Source organism: Streptomyces cyaneofuscatus, from assembly GCF_033109485.1.
Taxonomy (GTDB): Bacteria; Actinomycetota; Actinomycetes; order Streptomycetales; family Streptomycetaceae; genus Streptomyces; species Streptomyces cyaneofuscatus.
In genome coordinates this window covers 4649297-4671701 of record NZ_CP137002.1, presented here as the reverse complement: position 1 = coordinate 4671701, position 22405 = coordinate 4649297, and the positions used below count along the sequence as shown (strand labels likewise).

General features: G+C 72.9%; 20 protein-coding genes. 9 read left to right on the top strand and 11 right to left on the bottom strand.

Features of this window, described 5'->3' with window-relative positions; translation table 11 throughout:
• Nucleotides 1-39 precede the first annotated feature (39 nt).
• Entirely contained in the window at nucleotides 40-1812 is a 1773-nt protein-coding gene (gene argS / locus R2B67_RS20655) for an arginine--tRNA ligase (RefSeq protein ID WP_317820091.1), read from the top strand.
• A gap of 259 nt (nucleotides 1813-2071) precedes the next feature.
• Here the strand turns inward: argS and R2B67_RS20650 are convergent, their stop codons facing one another.
• From R2B67_RS20650 to R2B67_RS20640, 3 genes are all read right to left on the bottom strand, one after another.
• Nucleotides 2072-2428, bottom strand: coding sequence for an antibiotic biosynthesis monooxygenase family protein (locus R2B67_RS20650; protein WP_317820089.1), 357 nt, complete (start codon nucleotides 2426-2428; stop codon nucleotides 2072-2074).
• Nucleotides 2429-2460: 32 nt separating this feature from the next.
• The gene (locus R2B67_RS20645) at nucleotides 2461-2901 is read right to left on the bottom strand and encodes a GvpU-like protein (protein WP_030573783.1); all 441 of its coding nucleotides are present in this window, start codon (nucleotides 2899-2901) and stop codon (nucleotides 2461-2463) included.
• A gap of 90 nt (nucleotides 2902-2991) precedes the next feature.
• Complete coding sequence (locus R2B67_RS20640; RefSeq protein ID WP_317820086.1) at nucleotides 2992-4242, bottom strand: phospholipase D-like domain-containing protein; 1251 nt, start codon at nucleotides 4240-4242, stop codon at nucleotides 2992-2994.
• Nucleotides 4243-4554: 312 nt separating this feature from the next.
• On the opposite strand from R2B67_RS20640, the gene R2B67_RS20635 reads away from it, so the two are divergent.
• The gene (locus R2B67_RS20635) at nucleotides 4555-6459 is read left to right on the top strand and encodes a CoA transferase (protein WP_317820084.1); all 1905 of its coding nucleotides are present in this window, start codon (nucleotides 4555-4557) and stop codon (nucleotides 6457-6459) included.
• The gene (locus R2B67_RS20630) at nucleotides 6456-7679 is read left to right on the top strand and encodes an acyl-CoA dehydrogenase family protein (RefSeq protein WP_381075346.1); all 1224 of its coding nucleotides are present in this window, start codon (nucleotides 6456-6458) and stop codon (nucleotides 7677-7679) included. The genes R2B67_RS20635 and R2B67_RS20630 overlap by 4 nt, the downstream gene beginning before the upstream one ends.
• 63 nt (nucleotides 7680-7742) lie before the next feature.
• Here R2B67_RS20630 and R2B67_RS20625 read toward each other — a convergent pair whose 3' ends face one another.
• Nucleotides 7743-9116, bottom strand: coding sequence for a helix-turn-helix domain-containing protein (locus R2B67_RS20625; protein WP_317820082.1), 1374 nt, complete (start codon nucleotides 9114-9116; stop codon nucleotides 7743-7745).
• Between the two features lie 204 nt (nucleotides 9117-9320).
• Between R2B67_RS20625 and R2B67_RS20620 the strand changes: the two genes are divergently transcribed.
• Nucleotides 9321-10031, top strand: a complete 711-nt coding sequence (locus R2B67_RS20620; protein WP_317820080.1) for a DUF4232 domain-containing protein — start codon at nucleotides 9321-9323, stop codon at nucleotides 10029-10031.
• Nucleotides 10032-10075: 44 nt separating this feature from the next.
• Here R2B67_RS20620 and R2B67_RS20615 read toward each other — a convergent pair whose 3' ends face one another.
• Nucleotides 10076-10654, bottom strand: a complete 579-nt coding sequence (locus R2B67_RS20615; RefSeq protein WP_237326498.1) for a dihydrofolate reductase family protein — start codon at nucleotides 10652-10654, stop codon at nucleotides 10076-10078.
• Between the two features lie 187 nt (nucleotides 10655-10841).
• Between R2B67_RS20615 and R2B67_RS20610 the strand changes: the two genes are divergently transcribed.
• Genes R2B67_RS20610 through R2B67_RS20595 form a run of 4 tightly spaced genes read left to right on the top strand, consistent with a single transcriptional unit; the run spans nucleotide 10842 to nucleotide 14547 of the window.
• Nucleotides 10842-11663 carry a DUF4253 domain-containing protein gene (locus tag R2B67_RS20610; RefSeq protein ID WP_317820077.1) on the top strand — a complete coding sequence of 274 codons (822 nt, stop codon included), beginning with the start codon at nucleotides 10842-10844 and terminating at the stop codon, nucleotides 11661-11663.
• Complete coding sequence (locus R2B67_RS20605) at nucleotides 11642-13654, top strand: hypothetical protein (RefSeq protein ID WP_317820075.1); 2013 nt, start codon at nucleotides 11642-11644, stop codon at nucleotides 13652-13654. Before R2B67_RS20610 ends, R2B67_RS20605 begins: the two co-directional genes overlap by 22 nt.
• Nucleotides 13655-13710: 56 nt before the next feature.
• The gene (locus R2B67_RS20600; protein ID WP_018512659.1) at nucleotides 13711-14052 is read left to right on the top strand and encodes a hypothetical protein; all 342 of its coding nucleotides are present in this window, start codon (nucleotides 13711-13713) and stop codon (nucleotides 14050-14052) included.
• 18 nt (nucleotides 14053-14070) lie between these two features.
• Nucleotides 14071-14547, top strand: a complete 477-nt coding sequence (locus tag R2B67_RS20595; RefSeq protein ID WP_030573753.1) for a hypothetical protein — start codon at nucleotides 14071-14073, stop codon at nucleotides 14545-14547.
• Between the two features lie 10 nt (nucleotides 14548-14557).
• Here the strand turns inward: R2B67_RS20595 and hemB are convergent, their stop codons facing one another.
• The 6 genes from hemB to R2B67_RS20565 form a co-directional block, all read right to left on the bottom strand.
• Nucleotides 14558-15562, bottom strand: coding sequence for a porphobilinogen synthase (gene hemB / locus R2B67_RS20590; protein WP_317820071.1), 1005 nt, complete (start codon nucleotides 15560-15562; stop codon nucleotides 14558-14560).
• Nucleotides 15563-15720: 158 nt separating this feature from the next.
• Nucleotides 15721-17391, bottom strand: a complete 1671-nt coding sequence (locus R2B67_RS20585) for a bifunctional uroporphyrinogen-III C-methyltransferase/uroporphyrinogen-III synthase (RefSeq protein ID WP_317820070.1) — start codon at nucleotides 17389-17391, stop codon at nucleotides 15721-15723.
• The gene (gene hemC / locus R2B67_RS20580) at nucleotides 17388-18374 is read right to left on the bottom strand and encodes a hydroxymethylbilane synthase (RefSeq protein ID WP_237326503.1); all 987 of its coding nucleotides are present in this window, start codon (nucleotides 18372-18374) and stop codon (nucleotides 17388-17390) included. Before hemC ends, R2B67_RS20585 begins: the two co-directional genes overlap by 4 nt.
• A complete protein-coding gene (locus tag R2B67_RS20575) occupies nucleotides 18371-19864 on the bottom strand; it encodes a glutamyl-tRNA reductase (protein ID WP_317820068.1) in 1494 nt (497 codons plus the stop codon). Before R2B67_RS20575 ends, hemC begins: the two co-directional genes overlap by 4 nt.
• The gene (locus R2B67_RS20570; RefSeq protein WP_018512653.1) at nucleotides 19861-20628 is read right to left on the bottom strand and encodes a redox-sensing transcriptional repressor Rex; all 768 of its coding nucleotides are present in this window, start codon (nucleotides 20626-20628) and stop codon (nucleotides 19861-19863) included. Before R2B67_RS20570 ends, R2B67_RS20575 begins: the two co-directional genes overlap by 4 nt.
• Before the next feature lie 257 nt (nucleotides 20629-20885).
• Nucleotides 20886-21176 (bottom strand): glutaredoxin family protein, encoded by a 291-nt coding sequence (locus R2B67_RS20565; protein WP_018512652.1) that lies wholly within the window; start codon nucleotides 21174-21176, stop codon nucleotides 20886-20888.
• Nucleotides 21177-21324: 148 nt separating this feature from the next.
• On the opposite strand from R2B67_RS20565, the gene R2B67_RS20560 reads away from it, so the two are divergent.
• Nucleotides 21325-22281, top strand: a complete 957-nt coding sequence (locus R2B67_RS20560) for an HAD family hydrolase (protein ID WP_317820066.1) — start codon at nucleotides 21325-21327, stop codon at nucleotides 22279-22281.
• Nucleotides 22282-22405 lie beyond the last annotated feature (124 nt).

The window sequence follows — 22405 nt, the reverse complement described above, 5'->3', positions numbered from 1 at the left end:
GGAGACCCCCTGTACCCCCTACGGAAACGGCAGCCAGACATGGCCTCGGTCCCTTCCCTCGCTTCCACGCTCCAGCAGCAGCTGGCGGACGCCCTGACGGCAGCTCTGCCGGATGCCGGCACCGCGGACCCGCTGCTGCGCCGAAGCGACCGGGCCGACTTCCAGGCCAACGGCATCCTGGCGCTCGCCAAGAAGCTCAAGGGCAACCCGCGGGAGCTGGCGGGCCAGGTCACCGCCGCCCTCCCGGCCGGTGAGCTGATCAAGGACATCGAGGTCTCCGGCCCCGGCTTCCTCAACATCACGCTCACCGACAAGGCGATCGTCGAGACGCTGGCCGCCCGGGCCGCCGACCCCGAGGGCCGCCTCGGCGTGCCGGTGGACGCGGCGGCCGGCACCACGGTCATCGACTACGCCCAGCCGAACGTGGCCAAGGAGATGCACGTCGGCCACCTGCGGTCGGCGGTCATCGGCGACGCGATGGTCAAGATCCTGGAGTTCACCGGTGAGGAGGTCGTCCGGCGGCACCACATCGGCGACTGGGGCACCCAGTTCGGCATGCTCATCCAGTATCTGATCGAGCACCCGGGCGCCCTGAAGCACGAGGGTGACGCGGCGGACGGTGAGGCGGCGATGTCGACGCTGAACCGGGTCTACAAGGAGTCGCGGGTCCTGTTCGACTCCGACGAGGAGTTCAAGGCCCGGTCCCGGGACCGGGTGGTGGCGCTCCAGGCGGGCGACCCGGAGACGCTGGAGCTGTGGCAGGGCTTCGTCGACGAGTCGAAGATCTACTTCTACTCGGTGTTCGACAAGCTCGACATGGAGGTCCGCGACCCCGACATCGTCGGTGAGTCCGGGTACAACGACATGCTGGAGGAGACCTGCCGGATCCTGGAGGAGACGGGTGTCGCCGTCCGCTCCGAGGGTGCGCTCTGCGTCTTCTTCGACGATGTGAAGGGCCCGGACGGCAACCAGGTCCCGCTCATCGTGAAGAAGACCAACGGCGGTTACGGCTACGCGGCCACCGACCTCTCCGCGATCCGCAACCGGGTCCAGGACCTCAAGGCCGACACCCTGCTCTACGTGGTGGACGCCCGGCAGTCGCTCCACTTCAAGATGGTCTTCGAGACGGCCCGGCGGGCCGGCTGGCTGGGCGACGGCGTCAAGGCCGTGCAGCTCGCCTTCGGCACGGTCCTCGGCAAGGACGGCAAGCCGTTCAAGACCCGTGAGGGCGAGACGGTCCGGCTGGAGGACCTCCTCGACGAGGCGGTCGAGCGGGCCACCGCGGTCGTCCGGGAGAAGGCCGAGAAGGTGGGCCTGTCCGAGGAGGAGATCGTCGAGAACGGCCGGTACGTCGGCGTCGGCGCCGTGAAGTACGCGGACCTGTCGACCTCGGCCGTGCGGGACTACAAGTTCGACCTGGACCAGATGGTGTCGCTGAACGGCGACACGTCGGTGTACCTCCAGTACGCGTACGCGCGTATCCGGTCCATCCTGCGCAAGGCGGGCGACGCGGTCCCGGCCGCCCACCCGGAGCTGGCGCTGGCCCCGGCGGAGCGCGCGCTCGGCCTGCACCTGGACCAGTTCGGCGAGGTGCTCTCCGAGGTCGCGTCGGGGTTCGAGCCGCACAAGCTGGCCGCGTACCTCTACCAGCTGGCGTCGCACCTCACCACGTTCTACGACCAGTGCCAGGTACTCAGCCCGGACAACGCGCCCGAGGTCGTCGAGAACCGGCTCTTCCTGGTCGAGCTGACCGCCCGGACCCTGCACCAGGGGATGGCGCTGCTGGGCATCCGGACGCCCGAGCGGCTCTGACCCTCTCTGCTGTACGTACGCGACCGGCCCCGGCACCTGTTTCCGCAGGTGCCGGGGCCGATCGCGTACGCGCGTACGGGAGTGCCTAGGGCCTGTCGTCAAACTGCCGTCGTCGCCCGGAGGGCGGCCGGGCGGCGTCTGGTGCGTGCGATCGCAAGGCGCCGGAATGGTCTTGTAGCGGAGCTACCAGGGCATTGCGGCAACGCCGCGAGCGGGCGTGCCAGGCGTCGCCCGGCAGGCGGCAGTTTGACGACAGGCCCTAGGGCGCGGTGAGCTCCACGACGACGTCGTAGACCGCCGGGTTCGGTGTGACCGGCTGCCGGGTCTCCTCGCGCGCGGACCGGGTCCGGGAGGCGAAGTCGGGGTCGGCGGTGGCTGCCTCCCACGCCTCCTGGCTCTCCCAGTGGGAGACGTTGACGAGCTGGAAGCGGGAGTCCGTCGAGCGGGCCCGGTGCATCCGGGAGTCGGTGAAGCCGGGCTTGTCCCGCATGAGACGGGCCCGCTCCTCCCACTTCTCGACGAACGCGTCGAGTTCGTCGGCGGCTATCTCGAAGACGTTGATGAAGGTGACGGGCGTTTCCGGGGTACCGGTCGCTAAGCCGTTGTCGGTGGTCATGCCGCAACTCTAGGAGCCGGCCGACCGTCCCCCTACTGCGGGCGCCCCAGCGCCCACCCCGACACGTCCGCGAGCCGTCCGCGCCACAGCGGCAGCGAGACCGCGCTCATGGCGCCGCCGAGCAGCGTCACATCCCGCAGGTGGATCCAGCGCGGCAGCCGGGACGTCTCCGCGTCCTGCTCCCGGCCGTGCAGCTCCCGTACGCCCTGGTCGACGGTCTCGGGGAACTCGGCCAGCAGGTTGGCGCCCTCGCCCTCGACCTGGCGCAGGCTCCTGGACCACTCGGCCTTCCACTGCTCGTGGCCGATGACGTCACCGTGCAGCAGACCGCCGGGGTGGGTCAGGGTGAGCGGCAGGCTGGAGCGCGGATCCTCGTCCAGGAGCTGGATGAGCAGCTGGAGCTGGAGGTCGGGCAGGGGCTCGGTGATCACTGCGGCTGCCGGTGCCGGCGAGGTGTCGGCTGAGACGCTCATGGGCCCTTCCCTTCACAAGACGGACGCTAGGACGGACGCTGCTCTCCCCGCCTGCCCGGTCAGCCCCCGCCCCACACCCCGCCGCCCGGCTCAGAGGTAGCGGCGGATCGGTACGACGGCCGCTTCCCGCACCCGCTGGAGGACATCGCGCCGCTTCCACCGCCCGCGCTCGATCAGCACGCTCTTCTCGCGGTCCTCGTCGAAGTGGGCGTCGAGCGCGTCGGTGAACTCGCGGTCCATGACCGCGAGCATGACCTCCTCGTCGTGGTCGAGGGAGCGCCGGTTGAAGTTGGTGGAGCCGATGAGGGAGGCGACCCGGTCGATGGTGACGGTCTTGGTGTGCATCATCGTCGGCTGGTACTGGTAGATCTTCACCCCGCAGGCCGTCAGCTCCTCGTAGTGGCGCTGACCGGCGAGCTGGCAGACCCGCTTGTCGGTGTGCGGGCCCGGCAGCAGGATCTCGACCTCCACCCCGCGCCGGGCGGCGGCGCAGAGCAGCCCGGTGAAGTAGTCGTCGGGTGCGAAGTAGGCGGTGGTGAGGCGGATGCGCTCCTCGGCGGATTCCAGGACGACCCGCATCAGGGTCTGCATGTCCTGCCAGCCGAAGGACGACGAGCCGCGCACGACCTGAATGACCGCGTCACCGTGGTGGTCGCTCGCCACGAACCGGTCGCGCTCGTCGAACAGCTCGTCCTGGCACTCGGCCCAGTTCTGCGCGAAGGCGGCGGCCAGACCGTCGACGGCGGGGCCGCGGACCTGCACATGGGTGTCCCGCCACTCGTGTTCGTTGCGCGCGTCGCCGCACCACTCCTCGGCTATCCCGACGCCGCCGGTGAACGCGATCGACTCGTCGGTGATGAGGACCTTGCGGTGACAGCGGTGGTTCTGCTTCAGCGGCGAGAGGTAGAGCGGCTTCCGGAACCAGGCCACCGTCACCCCGGCCTCGTCCATCATGTCCAGCTGACCCTTCTCGATCAGCCGCGAGCCGAACCCGTCGAGCAGCAGCCGGACCCGGACACCGGCCCGGGCCCGCTCGGCGAGCGCCTCGGCGAACTCCTGGGCGATGTCGCCCCGCCAGTAGACGAAGGTCATCATGTCGACGGTGTGCTCCGCCTCGCGGATCGCCTTCAGCATCGCACCGAAGATCTGGTCACCGTTACGGAGCGGAACCAGCGAGTTCCCCTCGGTGGCCGCGATCCCGATCAGCCGCTCCAGCCTGCGTCTGAGCCGCAGGGAGCGACGCTCGCACACATCCGTGTCGAGTTCCGCCTGTTCACCGCTCTGCGTGCGGTCGCGCGGATCCTGCTCGGCTCGTTCGGAGGCTTCGGCTATGCCGGACATCGGTCACCTGGGGGTACGGGGGTGGGGCCGCCCGCCGTCCGGAGCGTCGCCGCACCGGGACGGGCGTGCCAGGGCGTCGGAGACTGTACTCCTCGGTACAGGCAGGGCTCAGCCCCGCTCCGCCCATCGGGCCCACCTGGCCTCAACTCCCCCGCCGCGCGGCCTGATCCGGCTGAAATCCTCCACCCCACAGCCAAGATGAGTATGGTTAGCCTAACCTAACTAGCAGCTCGTCTCCGGTCGTCCGAAACGCGCCGCCCGCCCGCGCCGCCCGCCCCCGGACACCACCACCGGACCACCCCGGAGGACCCGTTGACATCCGCGCCACCGCTCTCCCCGCTCACCACCAGCGAAGCCCTCCCGCTCGACGGCCACCTGGTCCACCTGCCGCCCGCCCCGCCCGCCGGCCTCGCCACGGCCACCGAGGTCGTCCGCGACCACCTCACCCGGCTCGGCGCCCGGTTCGGACCCGGTTCGGGCCCCTGGCACCCGGACGGGAGCGCGGCCCCGGCGCAGGACCGGTACGCCACGGCCGGCCCGGAGACCGTCATCGGCCTCAGCGGCCCGCACGCCCGGGGCACGGACCTGACCCTGCGGGGCTGGCCCACCGGGGACCCCACCCCCTTCGACGAGACCACCGCCCAGGCCGCGACCGGCCTCATGGCCCTCCACGGCCGGGCCAACGGCGGCCCCCGCCCGCTCGGCACCGACTACCTCTCCACCCTCACTGGAGTCGTCGCCACCCAGGCCCTGCTGGCCGCCGCCCTCTCCGGCCTGCGTGGCACCCCGGTCCGCTCGGCCCGGGTCAGCGTGACCGAGGCGGCCCTCTTCTCCCTCGGCCCGTACGTGGCCGCCGCCACCGCCGGGGACGAACCGGAAGAGGTCCCCAGCCCGCCCTACCGTCGCGCCGCCCGCCCGCCGTTCCTCTCCGCCGACGGGGTCCGCTTCGAGGTGGAGGCGCTCGAAGTCCAGCCCTGGCGCGACTTCTGGAAGGCGGTCGGCGCCCCCGCCAAGGACATCGCCAACAGCTGGCGGGCCTTCGCCGCACGCCACACCCGGGCCGCCGCCCCGCTGATCACCACGCTCGCCCAGTGCGCGGCCCGCCACCGCTACGCAGACCTCCTCCTGATCGCCGAGCGGACCGGGATGGGCCTCTGCGCCCTGCGCACGCTCGCGGACCGGCGCGCCGACAGCGACGTACGGTACGACGACGACCCCTGGGAGCTGCGCGAACTCCCCCGGGACGAGCGCGACGGCCTCCCGGCACCCCCGTACACCTCCTCCCGCCCCCACACCGGCTTCCCCCAGCTCCCCCTCGGCGGGCTGCGCATCGTCGAGTCCACCCGGGGCGTCCAGGGACCGCTGGCCACCTCCGTGCTCCAGGCGCTCGGGGCCCACGTCATCCGGATCGAGCAGCCGGGCGGCGACCCCTCGCGCGGGGCGGCGCCGCTGGCGGGCGGGGTCTCGGCCCGGTTCACGGCGCTCAACGCGGGCAAGGAGGTCCGCGAGACCGACATCCGTACGGCGGCGGGGCGCCGCGCGGTCGCCGAGACCGTGGCGGAGGCGGACGTCTTCCTGCACACCTGGGCCCCGGGCGAGGCGGCCCGGCTCCGGCTCGACGAGGAGGACCTGGCCCGCGCCCGCCCCGGGCTGATCTACGCCTGGGCCTCCGCCTGGGACCGCGCACCCGACGGCCCGCGCCCGGCGGGGACGGACCCCATGGTCCAGGCGTGGTCGGGCGTCGCCGACACGGTACGGACGCCCGACGGGGCCCCGGCCCCCTCGCTGGTGGCCCTGCTGGACGTGCTGGGCGGCCACCTGGCTGCCGAATCGGTCCTGGCGGCCCTGCTGGCCCGCGAGTCCGGCGCGGCGACGGGCCGCCTGCGCGTCGACTCCTCGCTGCTCGGCGCCTCCCGGGTGCTGCTGCGGCCCCTGCTGCGCGGCCTGGACGAGGCCCCGGGGACGCAGCGCGCGGAGGCGGGTCTCGTCGCCCCGACCGCCGACGGCCTGATCGCGGTCGGCGCGGGGGCCGGGACGACCCCGGCCGAACTGGCCACCGCCCCCACCGCCGCCTGGCTGGGCCGCCTCCACGCGGCCGGCATCCCCGCCCGCGCCGTGGTCACCGACATCGCCGCACTCCCCCAGGACCCCGCGCTCTCCCCGTACTTCACCCACGACGGCTGCGCCCGGCCCACACCCCCCTGGAGCTTCTCGTGACCGCCGCCACCGCCTCCGTACCGACCACCGCCTCCGTACCGACCGGCGCACAGCGCACCGCGCCCACCGCTCCCGTACTCGCCGACGCGCGGCACCCCGATGACGCGCCGCACCCCGATGACATCCCCCGCCCCGCCACCTCGCACGACGAAGCGGTCGCCGCCGCCCGCGCCATCGCGCCCCGCCTCGGGGCGTACGCGGCCGAGGCCGACCGGCTGCGCACCCTGCCCGCGGAGGCCGTACGCCTCCTGGACGACGCCCGCCTCTTCGACGTCCTGACCCCGCGCGTCTGGGGCGGCGGCGGCCTCGGCTTCGCCACCGCCCTGCTGACCACGGAGGAGCTCTCCCGGGGCTGCGCGTCGGTGGGGTGGGTACGCGCGGTCATGGGCGGCAACACCTGGACCGTCGCGCAGTTCCCCGTGGAGGCACGCCAGGAGGTGTTCTCCGCCCCCTCCACCCGCGTCGCCCTCCAGCTCCGCCTCAGCGGCCCGCCCGCCCAGCGCGTCCCGGGCGGCTACCTGCTGCGCGGCATGTGGGGCCGCTTCTGCTCCGGCATCGACCACGCCGAGTGGATCGTCGCCGGGGTGAACGCCCCGGCCGCCCCCGGAGCCGACCCGGAACCCCACGTCATGCTGCTCCCCCAGGAGCGGACCGTGGGCATCGACGACTGGCACACCAGCGGCCTGCGCGGTACGGGCAGCCGCTCGTTCACCGTCCCCGAACTCCTCGTCCCCGACCACCGCGTGCTCCCGCTGAGCGCCCTCGACCCCGGCAGCCCCGCACCCCACGGCCGCCCGAGGACGACCCCGTACCGGATGGCGTTCACCGCCGTCGGCACGGTGGCGCTCGCGGGCGTCCTCCTGGGCGCGGCACGGGCGGCCCTGGACACCTACGCGGGCTCCCCGAGCGGCGCCTCCGGGCTCGACGTGTCCGCGCTCACCGCCACGGTCGACACCGCACGCGCGATGCTCCTCGCCGACCTGGACACCCTCGCCGCCTCCTCCACGCCGGGCGGCACGGCCGAGGAGCGGGCCCGGATGCGCCGGGACATCGCGTACGCGGGGACGCGGTGCCGGGAGGTCGTCAACGCGGTGTACGAGGCGTCCGGTTCGGCCGTGATCTACGACGACGCGCCGGTCCAGCGGATCTGGCGCGACGCCAACGCGGCCGCCCAGCACCCGACGTTCGACCTCCGCCGCTGGGGCGCGACGCCCTCCTGAGGGGCCATCCGAACGGGGGCCGGCCGCTGCCACGGACAGCGACCGGCCCCTCCCTCAGCCGACTCAACCCGCCTGGTAGGGCTCCCACTTCACCTCGTCGTTGCCGTACGTGTACATCGGCCGCCCCCGCATACCGCTCGTCCGGAACGGCTTCCCGTGGTCGTCGATCCGCAGCATCCCCTCACGCCCGCCGCTGCTCCACTTCAGCTCCAGGTACCAGGTCACGTCGTACCCCCCGGCCTTCATGTCGAGGTTGAAGACCTCCACGTCCTCGGACGACACCTTGTACGGGAACGGCTTGGCCGGGATCGTCCGGTCGCCCTGCGTCCCCGGTACGGGCGTCATGATCGGATGCCCGGTGTCCAGGTCGGAGGCGAAGGTCTGCGGCACGATGCTGCTGCCGCACCCGTTCCCCATCAGGTACGCCGACCAGGGCAGCGGCGCCTTGCGGGAGACCACCCGCACATACAGGCCCTTCAGGACGACCGCCTCGCGCGAGGTGCCCTGCGCGGTCAGCTGAAGCAGCGTGTTCCCGCCCTCCACTCCGCCGTACGACCGGGCCCAGCCGCGCCGGTCCTGCGGCGGGGGCGGCGGATCCACCCCTTCCGGCCCCCGGTCCAGCAGGTAGAACTGCCCGCAGGGCTCGTCCCAGTTGTACGAGGAGATGGTGACGGCGGGCGGCGCGCCGAGGCCGGTACGGGTGCCGCCTCGGGGCTGCTCCTCGGCGGAACCGGCCGATCCGGCGGGCGCGCCGGGCTCGGCCGACGGCTCGGCCGACGGCGCGCCGGAGGACGGGGACGCGGACGGGGAAGCGCTCGCGGAGGGGGAGGCCGGTGTCCGTGAGGGCTGGAGGTCGGTGGCGACGGGCGGCGTGAAGGTGTCGTCGTCCGCCCGGGCCCCGGGCCCTGGAGCGCCCGCGCCGTCCTCGGCCCGCGCCCCGACGAGATCGGCGGCGACGACGGTGGCCGGCACGAGGAGGGCGGCGACCGCGACGGCGGCGAGGAGCACCCGCGTACGCCGGGAGAGCCGGGCCCAAGGGGAGCGGCCGGAGGCAGGCTCCGCCACGGGAACGGTCTCAGGCGCGGCAACAGGCTCAGGCGCGGCAACGGGCTCAGCCGCGACCGTCGGCACAGACGTGGCCGGAACCGGAGCCGCCGCCCCCGTAACTGCCCCCGCCCCCGCAGGCCGCCGCCGGGCCGCGTCCGCCACGATCCACCGCCGGTGCACCTCCACCAGCTCGTCGCCCACCGCCCCGCACAGCCGGGCGAACCGCTCGACGGGGGCGTACTCGTTGGGCACGGCGTCACCGTTGCAGTACCGGTGGAGGGTCGACGTACTGACGTGCAGTCTCCCGGCCAGCACCCCGTAACTGCGCCCCGAACGGTCCTTCAGTTCCTTCAGCAGGGCCGCGAACTGCTCGGCCTCCGGCGTCGCCACGACGGCGTTCCCCTCCCTGGTCGTCCCGGAACGGCATTCCAGGGACGTGGAATTCCCGCAGGTCACCGTATGCGTAGACGTTCCGGCATCCCCAATGGTTCGCCGGGCGTTGCGGCCGGAATCAGCCACCCCACAAGCTCGGACCAGACCGCAGCACCGACCGACGTACGAACTGACCTACCGAACACGGGGAGTACCACCGCCATGCGCACCAACCGCATCCGCACCACCGCGCTCGCCGCCACCGCACTCGTGGCCGCCCTCTCGCTGACCGCCTGCGGCGGGAACGAAGGCACGAAGAGCGCGGGCCCGGCCCCGGCCGCCACGACGGAGTCCACCGCTCCGCAGACGCCGCAGACCTCGGAGACCACCGCGCCGCCGGCCGAGGCGCCCGCCGGGACCGCCTCCACACCCGCCCAGGGCAAGCACGCCGGCGGCAACGGCGACCAGGGCACCCACAGCGGCACCGAGACGGCGACCCAGGCCTCGTCCACCGCCCGCACCACCTGCACGACCGCGAACACCACGGTGACGGTCACCAAGGTGACCCGCCCGATCAACCACCTGCTGCTGACGCTCAAGAACACCGGCTCCGGCCTCTGCGACGCCTACTACGCGCCGCACCTCGGCTTCGACGGCGCCCAGTCCGTCTTCCCGATCCTCAAGGACAGCAAGCCGCAGGCCGTGGTCACGCTGGCGCCCGGCGAGGAGGCGTACGCGGGCATCGGCCTCAGCGGGGAGCCCGGCCAGGGCAAGCTGTACAAGAGCAAGAACCTGTCGGTGTTCTTCGCCAAGAAGAACGGCTCGACGTACGACACTCCCGCCAAGCTGAAGCTCCCGGCGGAGACCTACTGGGACGACAACGGCTTCGTCACCTACTGGCAGTCGGACCGGGCGAACGCCCTCATGTACTGACGCCGGAACGCCCAAGAGGCCGATGCGTGAACCGTACGTACGGTTCACGCATCGGCCGGTGCCGGATCCGTCTCGTACCGCAGGAGCACCACGCCGTTGCCGAACGTCCGGCTCTCCAGGAGCCGCAGCCCCTGCAGGTCCGCCGCCTCCCCGAAGAACGGGCGGCCCCGGCCGAGGAGGACGGGGTGGATGTAGACGCGGTACTCGTCCACCAGGTCCAGCCGCCGGAACGTCTCCACCAGGTCCGCCCCGCCGACGATCAGGTCCCCGGCGGCCGCGTCGCGCACCGCGCACACCTCGTCCCTGTCCACCTCGCGCAGCAGGGTCGCCCCCGGCCCCACGCTCTCCAGCGTCCGGGAGTAGACGTACTTCGGCATGTCCCGCCAGATGCCCGCGAACTCGGCCATCGGCCCGGCGTTGGCGGGGTCCTGGTCGGCCGTCGGCCAGAACTCCTCCATCAACTGGTAGGTGACGCGCCCCTCGACGAACGCGCCCGCCGTCCGCAGGTAGTCGTTGAAGTGCTGGTGCACCTCCTCGTCGACGGAGTGCCATTCGATGTCCCGGTCGGGACCCTCGAAGAAGCCGTCGAGGGAGACCGAGATGGACGAGACGATCTTGTTCATGGAGGCTCCTGCCGGATCGGCCCGGCGACAGGGCCGGGCGGGGCACGCGACGGACGGGTACGACGGACGGGCACAGCGCACGGTACGACGATCGGGTGCGACGGTCGGGAGACGATACCCGCGTCCCCCGGCCCACCGCCCGCCGACGCACCGGGCGTTGTCAGTGGCGCCCCCTAGAGTCACCACCATGGCGACGCTCCCGAATCCCCTGCCCTCCCTGGCCTCCTCGGGCCTGGACCTCCCGCCCGGCTCCCTGGTGGACGCCACCCTGGACGGCCCCTGGCACGAACCGCTGCTCTGGTACGCGGAGGGGCCCGCCGCTCCCCGTGACTGGGCGGCCCTGCGGGCGGCCGGGCGGCGGCTCGGGCTGCTGCCGGTGCTGGTCAACGGGGGCTCGCGCGGCCAGTGGCCCGAGGAGTGGGACCTGTGCCCGGACAGCACGACGTATCCGGGCGACCACGACGCCGACGAGGTGCTGGCGGGGTACTGGACGGACTACGCGGATGACGAAGTCGGCGAGGTAGGCGAGGCCGGCGACGATTCGGAGCGCTCCGCCGGCTCCTGGCCCGGTCTGGCCCCGACGCCGGAGGAGTCCGGCGAGGACCCGGACGAGGCGGCCGCGGGTCTCGCGGGCGTCATCACGGCCGACCCGGACAGCTGGCTCGGCGGCGCCCGGATGGCCCTCGTCCCGGCCCGTCGCAGCGCGGACATACCGGCGGCGATCGGCTGGTCAGGACCGGTGAACCACGAGAACGACGTGGCCCGGCTCTGCGCGGTGCTCCGCTCCTGGGAGGACCGCTACGACGCCCGGGTCGTGGTGCTCGGCTTCGACACCATGATCGTCTCCGTGGGCCGCCCGCCGACCACCCCGGAGGAGGCCCGCGCGCTGGCCGCCGAGCACTACGCGTTCTGCCCGGACAACATCGACCAGTCCCCGCCGTACGACCTCGACGCCTACGCGGAGAAGCACGTGCTCGACCAGGAAGTGTGGTCGTTCTGGTGGGACTGACGGCACAGCACCACTCCGACCTCACCCGGATCACGGCCTGGTGGCGCGGCCTGGGCGGCGACGGCTTCGCCGCCCTGCCGCCACCGACCCGCAGCCGCTACACCCAGTCCGACGGCCACGAGGACGCCGCCGAGCTGTTCGCGGCCCGGTCCCTCGCCACCGGCACCTCCTTCGCGTACTGGCACTGGCAGTCCCACTCCGCCTTCGACCGCTCCGGCACGCTCACCGGCCCGCTCTACCTGCACTGGGGCGGCGATCACTCCACGGTCGCCGCCGGTCTCGGCGAGGGTCCGCCCGGCTACCGGCTCGTCAGCGGCGGCCCGCGGGGCGCGTTCCAGCTGGACCGCGTCACGGAGCGGGACGCCGACGGCCTGCCCGATCCGCGGGACGAGGCCGGGGTACGCCAGTTCCTCGACCGGATCGGCACGTCCCGCCACCACGGCTCCCCCGCCCCCCTCACCGGGCCCGAGGAGCGTTGGCTGCACGACCGGCTGGCCTCTCCGGTCGGGCTGCCACGGGTCGCGGGGTTCGCCGCCGCGCTGGAGCTGCGGAAGGCGCTGACGCCGGACGAGACGTCACGGCTGCTGGCCGCCTGGGAGGAGGAGTACGCCGGGCGGCTCTCCGCGTGGTCCGGCTGGTGGCCCGTACTGAACGCACTGCTGCGTCAGGAGCGGGAGGAGGCCTGGGACGTGGCCGCCGCCCTGGGCCCGGCCGCGGCGGAGATCCTCGCCGAGCACCCTTCGCCGCAGGCCTTGGCCACCTTGCGCGCGATGGCGCTAGCCGGTCACGACAGCGCCGTCCCCGCCTGGTTCCACACGTACCGCACGCTCCACGAACCGGACCCGTACCAGACCGCCCGTACGCTCTCCGACCAACTCACCGACGGGGAACGCGCCCAAGCCGCCCTGCTGGCCGCGCTGCGCACCGCCGTCACCGAGCACTGGCGCGCCACCCACCCGGAAACGGACCGCGCTACCGCCCAGGCATTCACCGCTCTCACCACCGTCCGCCTCACCACCGACGACCGCCTGCCGCGCCCGCTCCGCGTGGCGGCCGCGCACGCCGCGTACGACCGCCTCGCTCTCGTACGCGAGGAAGCAGCCCGGCTCACCGGTCCCGAGGCGGCCGACGCGCTCGCCGCCGCCGACCGGTACGAGGCCGCCCGCGACGACCTCCTCGCGGGCACCGGCCCGGACCTGACCACCTACGAAGGCGCGCTCGGCGACCTCTGGCACCGCTACCGCACGCTCTCCCCCGCCGACATCCGATGGCTGCGGGACCGGCTGGCCGACCCCGCCACCGGCGTCCAGGGCATCGCCTTCTGCCTGGAGCTCCTCCACGCCCACGGCGAGGCCGGCGAAACGGAGCTGCTCGCCCTCCTGCCGCGCTGGAAGAAGGAGCTGACCAAGCAGTACCGCACCACGTACACCGAGTGGCGCCACCCCCTGGTCACCCTCACCTGCCTCGCCCAGGACCTCGCCTACCCGGCCGCCGACGACCTGCTGGCCTGGTGGGCGAGGCCCAAGCCGCTCTGGAAGGCCCCGCTCCGCCTCCTCACCCACCTGGGCGCGCCGGACGAGACCCGGGCCGCCGAGCTCTGGGAGTTCGTGGTGTCCGGCGGCCACGACACCGGCCACCTGATGACCTGGGTCCTGCTCCGCGCCCGGCTCGACGGCACGCATCCGCTGCACGTCGCCGAGCGGCTGATCGGAAAGCCCGGCATCCGGGAGTACGTCCTGCACCGGGTCCTGATCGGCGTGGCCGACCCGGCCCAGCCGCTCTGGCACTACGCCCTCGACCCGCGCAGCCGCGGCTGGTGGCAGCGCGCCCGGGAAGTGGCGGACGACCCCCGCCTCTCCGCCGGGGCCCGCGCGATCGGACTGAAGGCGGCGAGCGAGCACTACGTCCTGCGCCACCCGGACCAGGTCCGCCCGCCGCTCACGGAAGGGGAACGGAGCGAGGCCCGCGCCTGGCTCGACGCGCGGGCGTGAACGGCTGAGCACCCGTACTCATGCGAGCGACCGCCGCCCGAGGTTGACTCGTACGCATGCCCGACACCGCACGCGACCACCGCGCCTGGATCGCCCCGCTCGTCTGCACGCTCGTGACCCTGCCGATGGGACTCGCCGCCCTCTTCGTCGGCGGGCTCACCCCGATGGCATGCGACTCCTGCGACGGCACCGCGGCCGCCCGTTTCGACGCGAGCTTCGTGCCGGCGTGGACGGTCCTGTGCGTGGGTCTGGTCCTGGCCGTGATGGTGCTGGTCGCCAGCTGGACCGTGCCCTGGCAGGTGCGGAACACGGCCCGGCGCGTGGGTCTGGCACTGGCGGCACCTGCCACCACGATGGTCACTTTCGTAGCATTCATGGCACTGGTCGACTGGCCCTGACAGAAAGTGTCCACCCCCATGAACGACACGCACCCCCCGACCACGGCAGCTGCGGCAGCGGCCGAAGCCGCCGAACGCCTGATAGCCGAGTACCGCGCACTGCCCCCCGGCAGTGACCGCAAGCGCGAGATCATCACCGAACTGGACGCCAACGCGCAGGCGTTGCCGTTCCTCGTCTCGGTGGTCGCCGACGCGGAGGAGTACGACCTCGCCCGCGTGGAGAGCGCCACCGTCCTGCGGGTCTGGCCCCCCGACGACCCCGACCTCCGCCGCCGCGCGGGCCGCGCCCTGCTCACCGCCCTGCGGGAACCGGAGGAGGACCTGGTCCGCCAGTACGCGGCGATGTCGCTCGCGCCCTACACCTCGGACCCGCTCGTCGCGATGGCCCTGGACTCCACCGCCCGCGCGGACCAGGACCCGCTCGTACGGGACAGCGCCCGCTTCTCCATCAAGGAGGCCCACCGGCTCCAGGAGACCGGAGCGGGTGGGCCCTGAGGACGACGGCTCAGCCCCGGCCACGTCCGAGCCACTGGGCGACCTCGGTCGCCCAGTAGGTGAGGATCATCTGCGCCCCGGCCCGCCGGATCCCGGTCAGGCTCTCCAGGATCGCCTTGTCCCGGTCGATCCAGCCCTTCTCGGCGGCGGCCTCGATCATCGCGTACTCGCCGCTGATCTGATACGCCGCGACCGGCACGTGCACGGACTCCGCGACCTTGGCGAGGATGTCCAGATACGGTCCGGCGGGCTTCACCATCACCATGTCGGCGCCCTCCTCCAGGTCGAGCGCCAGCTCCCGCAGCGACTCCCGGGCGTTGGCCGGGTCCTGCTGGTAGGTCTTGCGGTCGCCGGTCAGCGAGGAGCCGACGGCCTCACGGAAGGGCCCGTAGAAGGCGGAGGTGTACTTCACGGTGTAGGCGAGGATCGACACGTCCTCGTGCCCGGTCTGGTCCAGGGCGTCGCGAATGACGCCGACCTGGCCGTCCATCATCCCGCTGGGGCCCACCACATGGGCCCCGGCGTCCGCCTGGACCTGGGCCATCTCCGCGTACCGCTCCAGGGTCGCGTCGTTGTCCACCCGCCCGTCGGCGGTGAGGACCCCGCAGTGGCCGTGGTCGGTGAACTCGTCCAGGCACAGGTCCGACATGATCACCAGGTCGTCGCCGACCTCCTCGCGGACCGCGCGCAGGGCGACCTGGAGGATCCCGTCCGGGTCGGTGCCCACCGTGCCCCGGGCGTCCTTCTTCGCGTCCTCCGGGACGCCGAAGAGCATGATCCCCGAGACCCCGGCGGTCACCGCCTCGACGGCCGCCTTCCGCAGGGTGTCCACGGTGTGCTGGTACACGCCGGGCATGGCCGAGACGGCGACCGGGGCGTCGATGCCCTCCCGTACGAACGCGGGGAGGATCAGGTTCGCCGGGTCGAGCCGGGTCTCGGCGACCATCCGCCGCATCGCCGGGGTCGTCCGCAGCCGCCGGGGGCGGGAGCCGGGGAAGTTTCCGTACGCAGTCATCCTTCGACGATAGCCCCGTACGCAGCACGGTCTTACCGACACCGTCACCGGCAAAGACACCACCGGCAGGCCCCGGAAACGGCAGGTGGCCCGGCCCCGGCGACGACAGTGGGCCCGGCCGCCGAAGCGACCGGGCCCACCCACTCACGTCACACCGCTCAGGTCGTCGTCCGGCGCCTGCGCGCACCCGGGCGCCGCTCGCTCGGCCGGGTCACCGGGTCGCCGGCCTCCTTCGCCGCGTCCCGCCGCTGCGTGCCGAAGGCGGCGAGCGCCTCGGCGAGCTTGTGCACGGACGGCTCCGGGGACAGGACGTCCACCCGCAGGCCGTGCTCCTCGGCGGTCTTCGCGGTGGCCGGGCCGATACACGCGATGACGGTCACGTTGTGCGGCTTGCCCGCGATCCCGACCAGGTTCCGGACGGTCGAGGACGAGGTGAACAGGACCGCGTCGAAGCCGCCGCCCTTGATCGCCTCGCGGGTGTCGGCCGGCGGCGGCGAGGCGCGGACTGTGCGGTACGCGGTGACGTCGTCGACCTCCCAGCCCAGCTCGATCAGCCCGGCCACCAGGGTCTCGGTGGCGATGTCGGCGCGCGGCAGGAACACCCGGTCGATCGGGTCGAAGACCGGGTCGTAGGGCGGCCAGTCCTCCAGCAGCCCGGCGGCGGACTGCTCACCGGAGGGCACCAGGTCCGGCTTCACACCGAAGTCGACCAGGGCGGCGGCGGTCTGCTCGCCCACCGCCGCGACCTTGATCCCGGCGAAGGCACGGGCATCCAGCCCGTACTCCTCGAACTTCTCCCGCACCGCCTTGACCGCGTTGACGCTGGTGAAGGCGATCCACTCGTAGCGCCCGGTGACCAGGCCCTTGACCGCGCGCTCCATCTGCTGGGGCGTACGCGGCGGCTCGACGGCGATCGTCGGGACCTCGTGCGGCACCGCACCGTAGGAACGCAGCTGGTCGGAGAGCGACGCGGCCTGCTCCTTCGTCCGCGGCACGAGCACCTTCCAGCCGAACAGCGGCTTGGACTCGAACCACGCGAGCTGGTCGCGCTGGGCGGCGGCACTGCGCTCACCGACCACGGCTATGACCGGCCGGTGCCCCTCCGGGGAGGGCAGCACCTTCGCCTGCTTGAGGGTCTGGGCGATCGTCCCGAGGGTCGCCGTCCAGGTCCGCTGGCGGGTGGTGGTGCCCGCGATCGTCACGGTGAGCGGGGTGTCGGGCTTGCGGCCCGCCGAGACCAGCTCACCGGCGGCGGCCGCGACCGAGTCCAGCGTGGTGGAGACGACGGCGGTCGCGTCGCTCGCGCCGACCTCGCTCCAGCACCGGTCGGAGGCCGTACGCGCGTCGACGAACCGCACGTCGGCGCCCTGCGCGTCCCGCAGCGGCACCCCGGCGTACGCGGGCACGCCGACGGCGTTCGCGACGCCCGGGACGACCTCGAAGGGCACCCCGGCGGCGGCGCAGGCGAGCATCTCCGCGCCCGCGTCGCCGTCCAGGCCCGGGTCGCCCGCGACGGCACGGACCACCCGCCTGCCGCCCTTGGCCGCCTCCATGACAAGATTGGCCGCGTCCCTGAGAACGGGCACTCCGGCGGCTGTTGACGACACGTCAACAACCGTCAGCTCAGACGTGCTTACGCCTGCCCGCGCATGGCCGCGGACGACGTCGAGAACGTCCGGTTCGCCGACCAGGACGTCCGCGCTCGCAAGCGCCTCGACGGCGCGCAGCGTCAGCAGTCCCGGGTCGCCGGGACCGGCGCCGAGGAAGGTGACCTGGCCTCGTGGGGACAGGGCAGGAAAGTCGGATGCGGCGGGGCCGGTGGGGCTCAAAGTGCTCGCTCCCCCATAAGACCGGCCGCACCCTTGGCGAGCATCTCGGACGCGAGTTCGCGACCGAGGGCCGCCGCGTCGTCGTGCGACGTGGGGACGGGACCGGTGGTGGACAGCTGTACCAGCGAGGAACCGTCGGTGGAACCGACGACTCCGCGCAGGCGCAGTTCGTTGACAACCTGTCCGTCGACCAGGAGGTCGGCCAGCGCACCCACAGGTGCGGAGCAGCCGGCCTCCAGGGCGGCGAGCAGGGCACGTTCGGCGGTCACGGCGACCCGGGTGTACGGGTCGTCGAGCTCGGCGAGCGCGGCGGCGAGGTCGGCGCTTGTGGCAGCGCACTCGATCGCCAGTGCTCCCTGGCCGGGAGCGGGCAGAACGGTGTCGACCGGCAGGAAGTCGGTGACCTCACCACTCCGGCCCAGACGGCTGAGCCCGGCGGCGGCGAGAACCACCGCGTCGAGCTCCCCGTCCCGCACGAACCCGATCCGCGTGTCGACGTTGCCCCGGATGGGGACGGTCTCGATCCGCAGGCCGTGGGAGCGGGCGTACGCGTTGAGCTGCGCCATGCGGCGCGGCGAACCGGTGCCGATGCGGGCGCCGTCGGGCAGCTGCTCGAAGGTGAGCCCGTCGCGGGCCACCAGGGCGTCGCGCGGGTCCTCACGCTGCGGCACGGCGGCCAGCACGAGGTCGTCGGGCTGGGCGGTCGGCAGGTCCTTGAGCGAGTGGACCGCGAAGTCCACCTCGCCCCGCAGCAGCGCCTCGCGCAGGGCCGCGACGAACACACCTGTGCCGCCGATCTGCGCCAGGTGCTCACGGGAGGTGTCCCCGTACGTGGTGATCTCGACGAGCTCGACGGCGCGCCCGGTCACCTCGCGGACCGCCTCGGCCACGAGGCCGGACTGGGCCATGGCGAGCTTGGAGCGCCGGGTGCCCAGCCGGAGCGGCGCGGGGTTGCCCGCGCCCGGCGATGAGTTGTCGGTCATGACCGCCCTCTATTCGGGTCGTTCAGGTCGGCCCGGGAGACGGCGGCCACCGTCTGCGGGTCGAGGTCGAAGAGTTCGCGCAGCGCGTCCGCGTACCCGGCGCCGCCGGGCTCGCTGGCCAGCTGCTTGACCCGCACGGTGGGCGCGTGCAGGAGTTTGTCGACGACGCGGCGCACGGTCTGGGTGATCTCGGCGCGCTGCTTCTCGTCCAGGTCGGGGAGGCGGCCGTCCAGCCGGGCGATCTCGCCGGCGACCACGTCGGCGGCCATGGTGCGCAGGGCGACCACGGTCGGGGCGACATGGGCGGCGCGCTGGGCGGCGCCGAAGGCGGCCACCTCGTCGGCGACGATCGTGCGGACCTGGTCCACGTCGGCGGCCATCGGGGCGTCGGCGGAGGCGTCGGCGAGCGACTCGATGTCGACGAGCCGGACACCGTCGATGCGGTGGGCGGCGCCGTCGATGTCGCGCGGCATGGCGAGGTCGAGCAGGGCCAGCCTGACCGGTCCGGTGGACTGCGCGGGCAGCGTGATCCGGCGCGGGGCCTCGGGCGCGGAGGTGGCGGAACCGTTCTCCACCCAGGCGGCGTGCTGGTCGACGTCGGCGGGGGCCGGGACGGCCGTGACGGCGGGCGCCTCGGCCGGGGCGTCCAGGGTGACGCCGAGGGCGTCGGCCAGGGCGTCGGCGGTGAGGACGAGGCCGGTGGAGCCGGTGCAGGAGACGACGACGTCGGCACGTGTCAGTTCGTCGCCGACCGCGGACATCTCGACGGCGTGGGCGCGCACGGTGGTGTCGTCGCCCTGCTGGAGGATCTCCACCAGCCGGTCGGCGCGGGAGCGGGTCCGGTTGGCGACGACGATCTCGGCGACGCCGGTACGCGCCAGGGTGGCGGCGGCCAGCGAGGACATGGATCCGGCGCCGATCACCAGGGCGCGCTTGCCTCGGGCCCAGAGGCCCGGGTCGGCCCCGGCGGCGAGCTGCTGGAGCCCGAAGGAGACGAGCGACTGCCCGGCCCGGTCGATCCCGGTCTCGCTGTGGGCGCGCTTGCCGACCCGCAGGGCCTGCTGGAAGAGGTCGTTGAGCAGCCGTCCGGCGGTGTGCAGCTCCTGGCCGCGCGCGAGCGCGTCCTTGATCTGGCCGAGGATCTGGCCCTCGCCGACGACCATCGAGTCCAGCCCGCAGGCCACCGAGAAGAGGTGGTGGACGGCCCGGTCCTCGTAGTGCACATAGAGATACGGAGTGAGCTCGTCCAGCCCGACGCCGCTGTGCTGGGCGAGCAGGGTGGAGAGCTCGGCGACGCCCGCGTGGAACTTGTCCACGTCCGCGTACAGCTCGATGCGGTTGCAGGTGGCCAGGACGGCGGCCTCGGTCGCGGGTTCCGCGGCGAGGGTGTCCTGGAGCAGCTTGGCCTGGGTGTCGGCAGCGAGGGAGGCCCGCTCCAGTACGGAGACGGGGGCGCTGCGGTGGCTCAGCCCGACGACGAGGAGGCTCATGCCGGCATCACGGCGGGCATGTCCCCGTCGGGTCCCTTCCGGCTCGCGGGCGTGGCACGCATCGGCGGCGCCTCGGGGTCCTCGCCGTCGGCGGGCGCGTCCTCGCCGGCCTTGCGCTGCTCGTGGAAGGCCAGGATCTGGAGCTCGATGGAGAGGTCGACCTTGCGTACGTCGACGCCCTCGGGGACCGAGAGCACGGTCGGCGCGAAGTTCAGGATGGAGGTCACCCCGGCGGCCACGAGCCGGTCGCAGACCTGCTGGGCGGCGCCGGGCGGGGTGGTGATCACGCCGATGGACACACCGTTGTCGCTGATGATCCGGTCCAGGTCGTCCGTGTGCTGGACGGCGATCCCGGCCACCGGCGTACCGGCCATGGCGGGGTCGGCGTCGATCAGCGCGGCGACCCGGAAGCCGCGCGAGGCGAAGCCGCCGTAGTTGGCGAGGGCCGCGCCGAGGTTACCGATGCCGACGATGGCGACCGGCCAGTCCTGGGTGAGCCCGAGCTCGCGGGAGATCTGGTAGACGAGATACTCGACGTCGTACCCGACACCGCGGGTGCCGTAGGACCCCAGGTAGCTGAAGTCCTTGCGCAGCTTCGCTGAGTTGACCCCGGCCGCGGTCGCCAGCTCCTCCGAGGAGACCGTGGGTACGGATCGCTCGGAGAGCGCGGTGAGGGCGCGCAGATACAGCGGAAGCCGGGCGACGGTGGCCTCGGGAATTCCTCGGCTACGGGTCGCCGGTCGGTGAGTTCGGCCAGTTGCCACGGTGCTCCTGCGGGATGAGCGGGGCTGCAGGCGGCCGTATGTCCCAAGACCGCCCCGTCGAATGCAGGCTATGTCTTTGTGAACGCGTGCACAAAGATGGTGTCCGTTTTGTCCGGTCAAAGTGACCGGGGTCACGCGCATCACCTGCGCGATCCCGGAACCAAGGACCGCATCAGCCCGTTGCAACCTCGAAGGGGGCAAAGCGGTACACACTCCTCATGTCTACGCCCCCGAGACCACTCAAAACGCCCACGATGTTAACCGAGTTTCACGTCCGCCCCCAGCGCCTTGCGCAGTCTCGCCGGGTCCACCCGCCAGAACGTGTGCTGTTCGTCATCGATGAGCACCACCGGAATCTGCTCCCAGTACTCCTTGTACAGCTCCTCGTCCTCGGTGATGTCCTTCTCCACCCACGACGCACCGGTCTCCTCGCAGACCGCGCTCACCACCGCCCGGGCGTCCTCGCACAGATGGCATCCCGGCTTCCCCACCAGGGTGACCACCCGGTCGGCGGGCTTCTTCTTCGTACGGCGCAGCAGAGGACTCATGCCTCTCATTCTGCTCCGTACGGAGAGGAAGCCCACCGCGCCGGCGGACCGCCCGGAATCGCCCGATTAACGATTCGGCCCCGCAGAGTTCACGCCGCCGCATCCCGGCAGGTCGGGCACGTACCGGCGGACTGGCTATGCTCACCGCATGGCCGCTCTTGGATGGCTCACACCCCGTAGGCGTTCCGCAACCGCACGGAGCGTCCTGGCAGGCGAGGCCGCGGCCGAGGCCGCACGCAAGACCTCGGCCGAGGACGAGTCCGCCCTCCTGACCGGAGCCCCCGACCAGGCATCCGGCCAGACGCCCGGGGAGCCCGCGTTCCCCGTCGCCGGGGACGACCGCGCCGCCGCCTTCTTCGACCTCGACAACACCGTCATGCAGGGCGCCGCGATCTTCCACTTCGGCCGGGGCCTGTACAAGCGGAAGTTCTTCGAGCGCCGCGAACTCACCCGCTTCGCCTGGCAGCAGGCCTGGTTCCGGCTGGCCGGCGTCGAGGACCCCGAGCACATGCAGGACGCCCGCGACAGCGCGCTCTCCATCGTCAAGGGCCACCGCGTCTCCGAGCTGATGTCCATCGGCGAGGAGATCTACGACGAGTACATGGCCGACCGCATCTGGCCCGGCACCCGCGCCCTGGCCCAGGCCCACCTCGACGCCGGCCAGCGCGTCTGGCTGGTCACCGCCGCCCCGGTGGAGACCGCCACCATCATCGCCCGCCGCCTCGGCCTGACCGGCGCGCTCGGCACCGTCGCCGAATCGGTCGACGGCGTCTACACCGGCCGCCTGGTGGGCGAGCCGCTGCACGGCCCCGCCAAGGCCGAAGCCGTACGCGCCCTGGCGGCGGCCGAGGGCCTGGACCTGGAGCGGTGCGCCGCCTACAGCGACTCGCACAACGACATCCCGATGCTCTCGCTGGTCGGCCACCCCTACGCGATCAACCCGGACACCAAGCTCCGCAAGCACGCCCGGTCCCTGGACTGGCGGCTGCGCGACTACCGCACGGGCCGCAAGGCGGCCAAGGTCGGCATCCCCGCCGCGGCCGGGGTCGGCGCACTGGCGGGCGGCACCGCCGCCGCCCTCGCCCTGCACCGCCGCCGCCGCTGACCGCGACCCACGCGCACCTTCGTACCGCCCGATACCCGCTGTGCCCGTCAACCGGGCGCCCGAGCGGGAGAGTGACAGATCACGAAGCAATCCGATCAATAAGTGGTCACGATGTGCTGCCCGA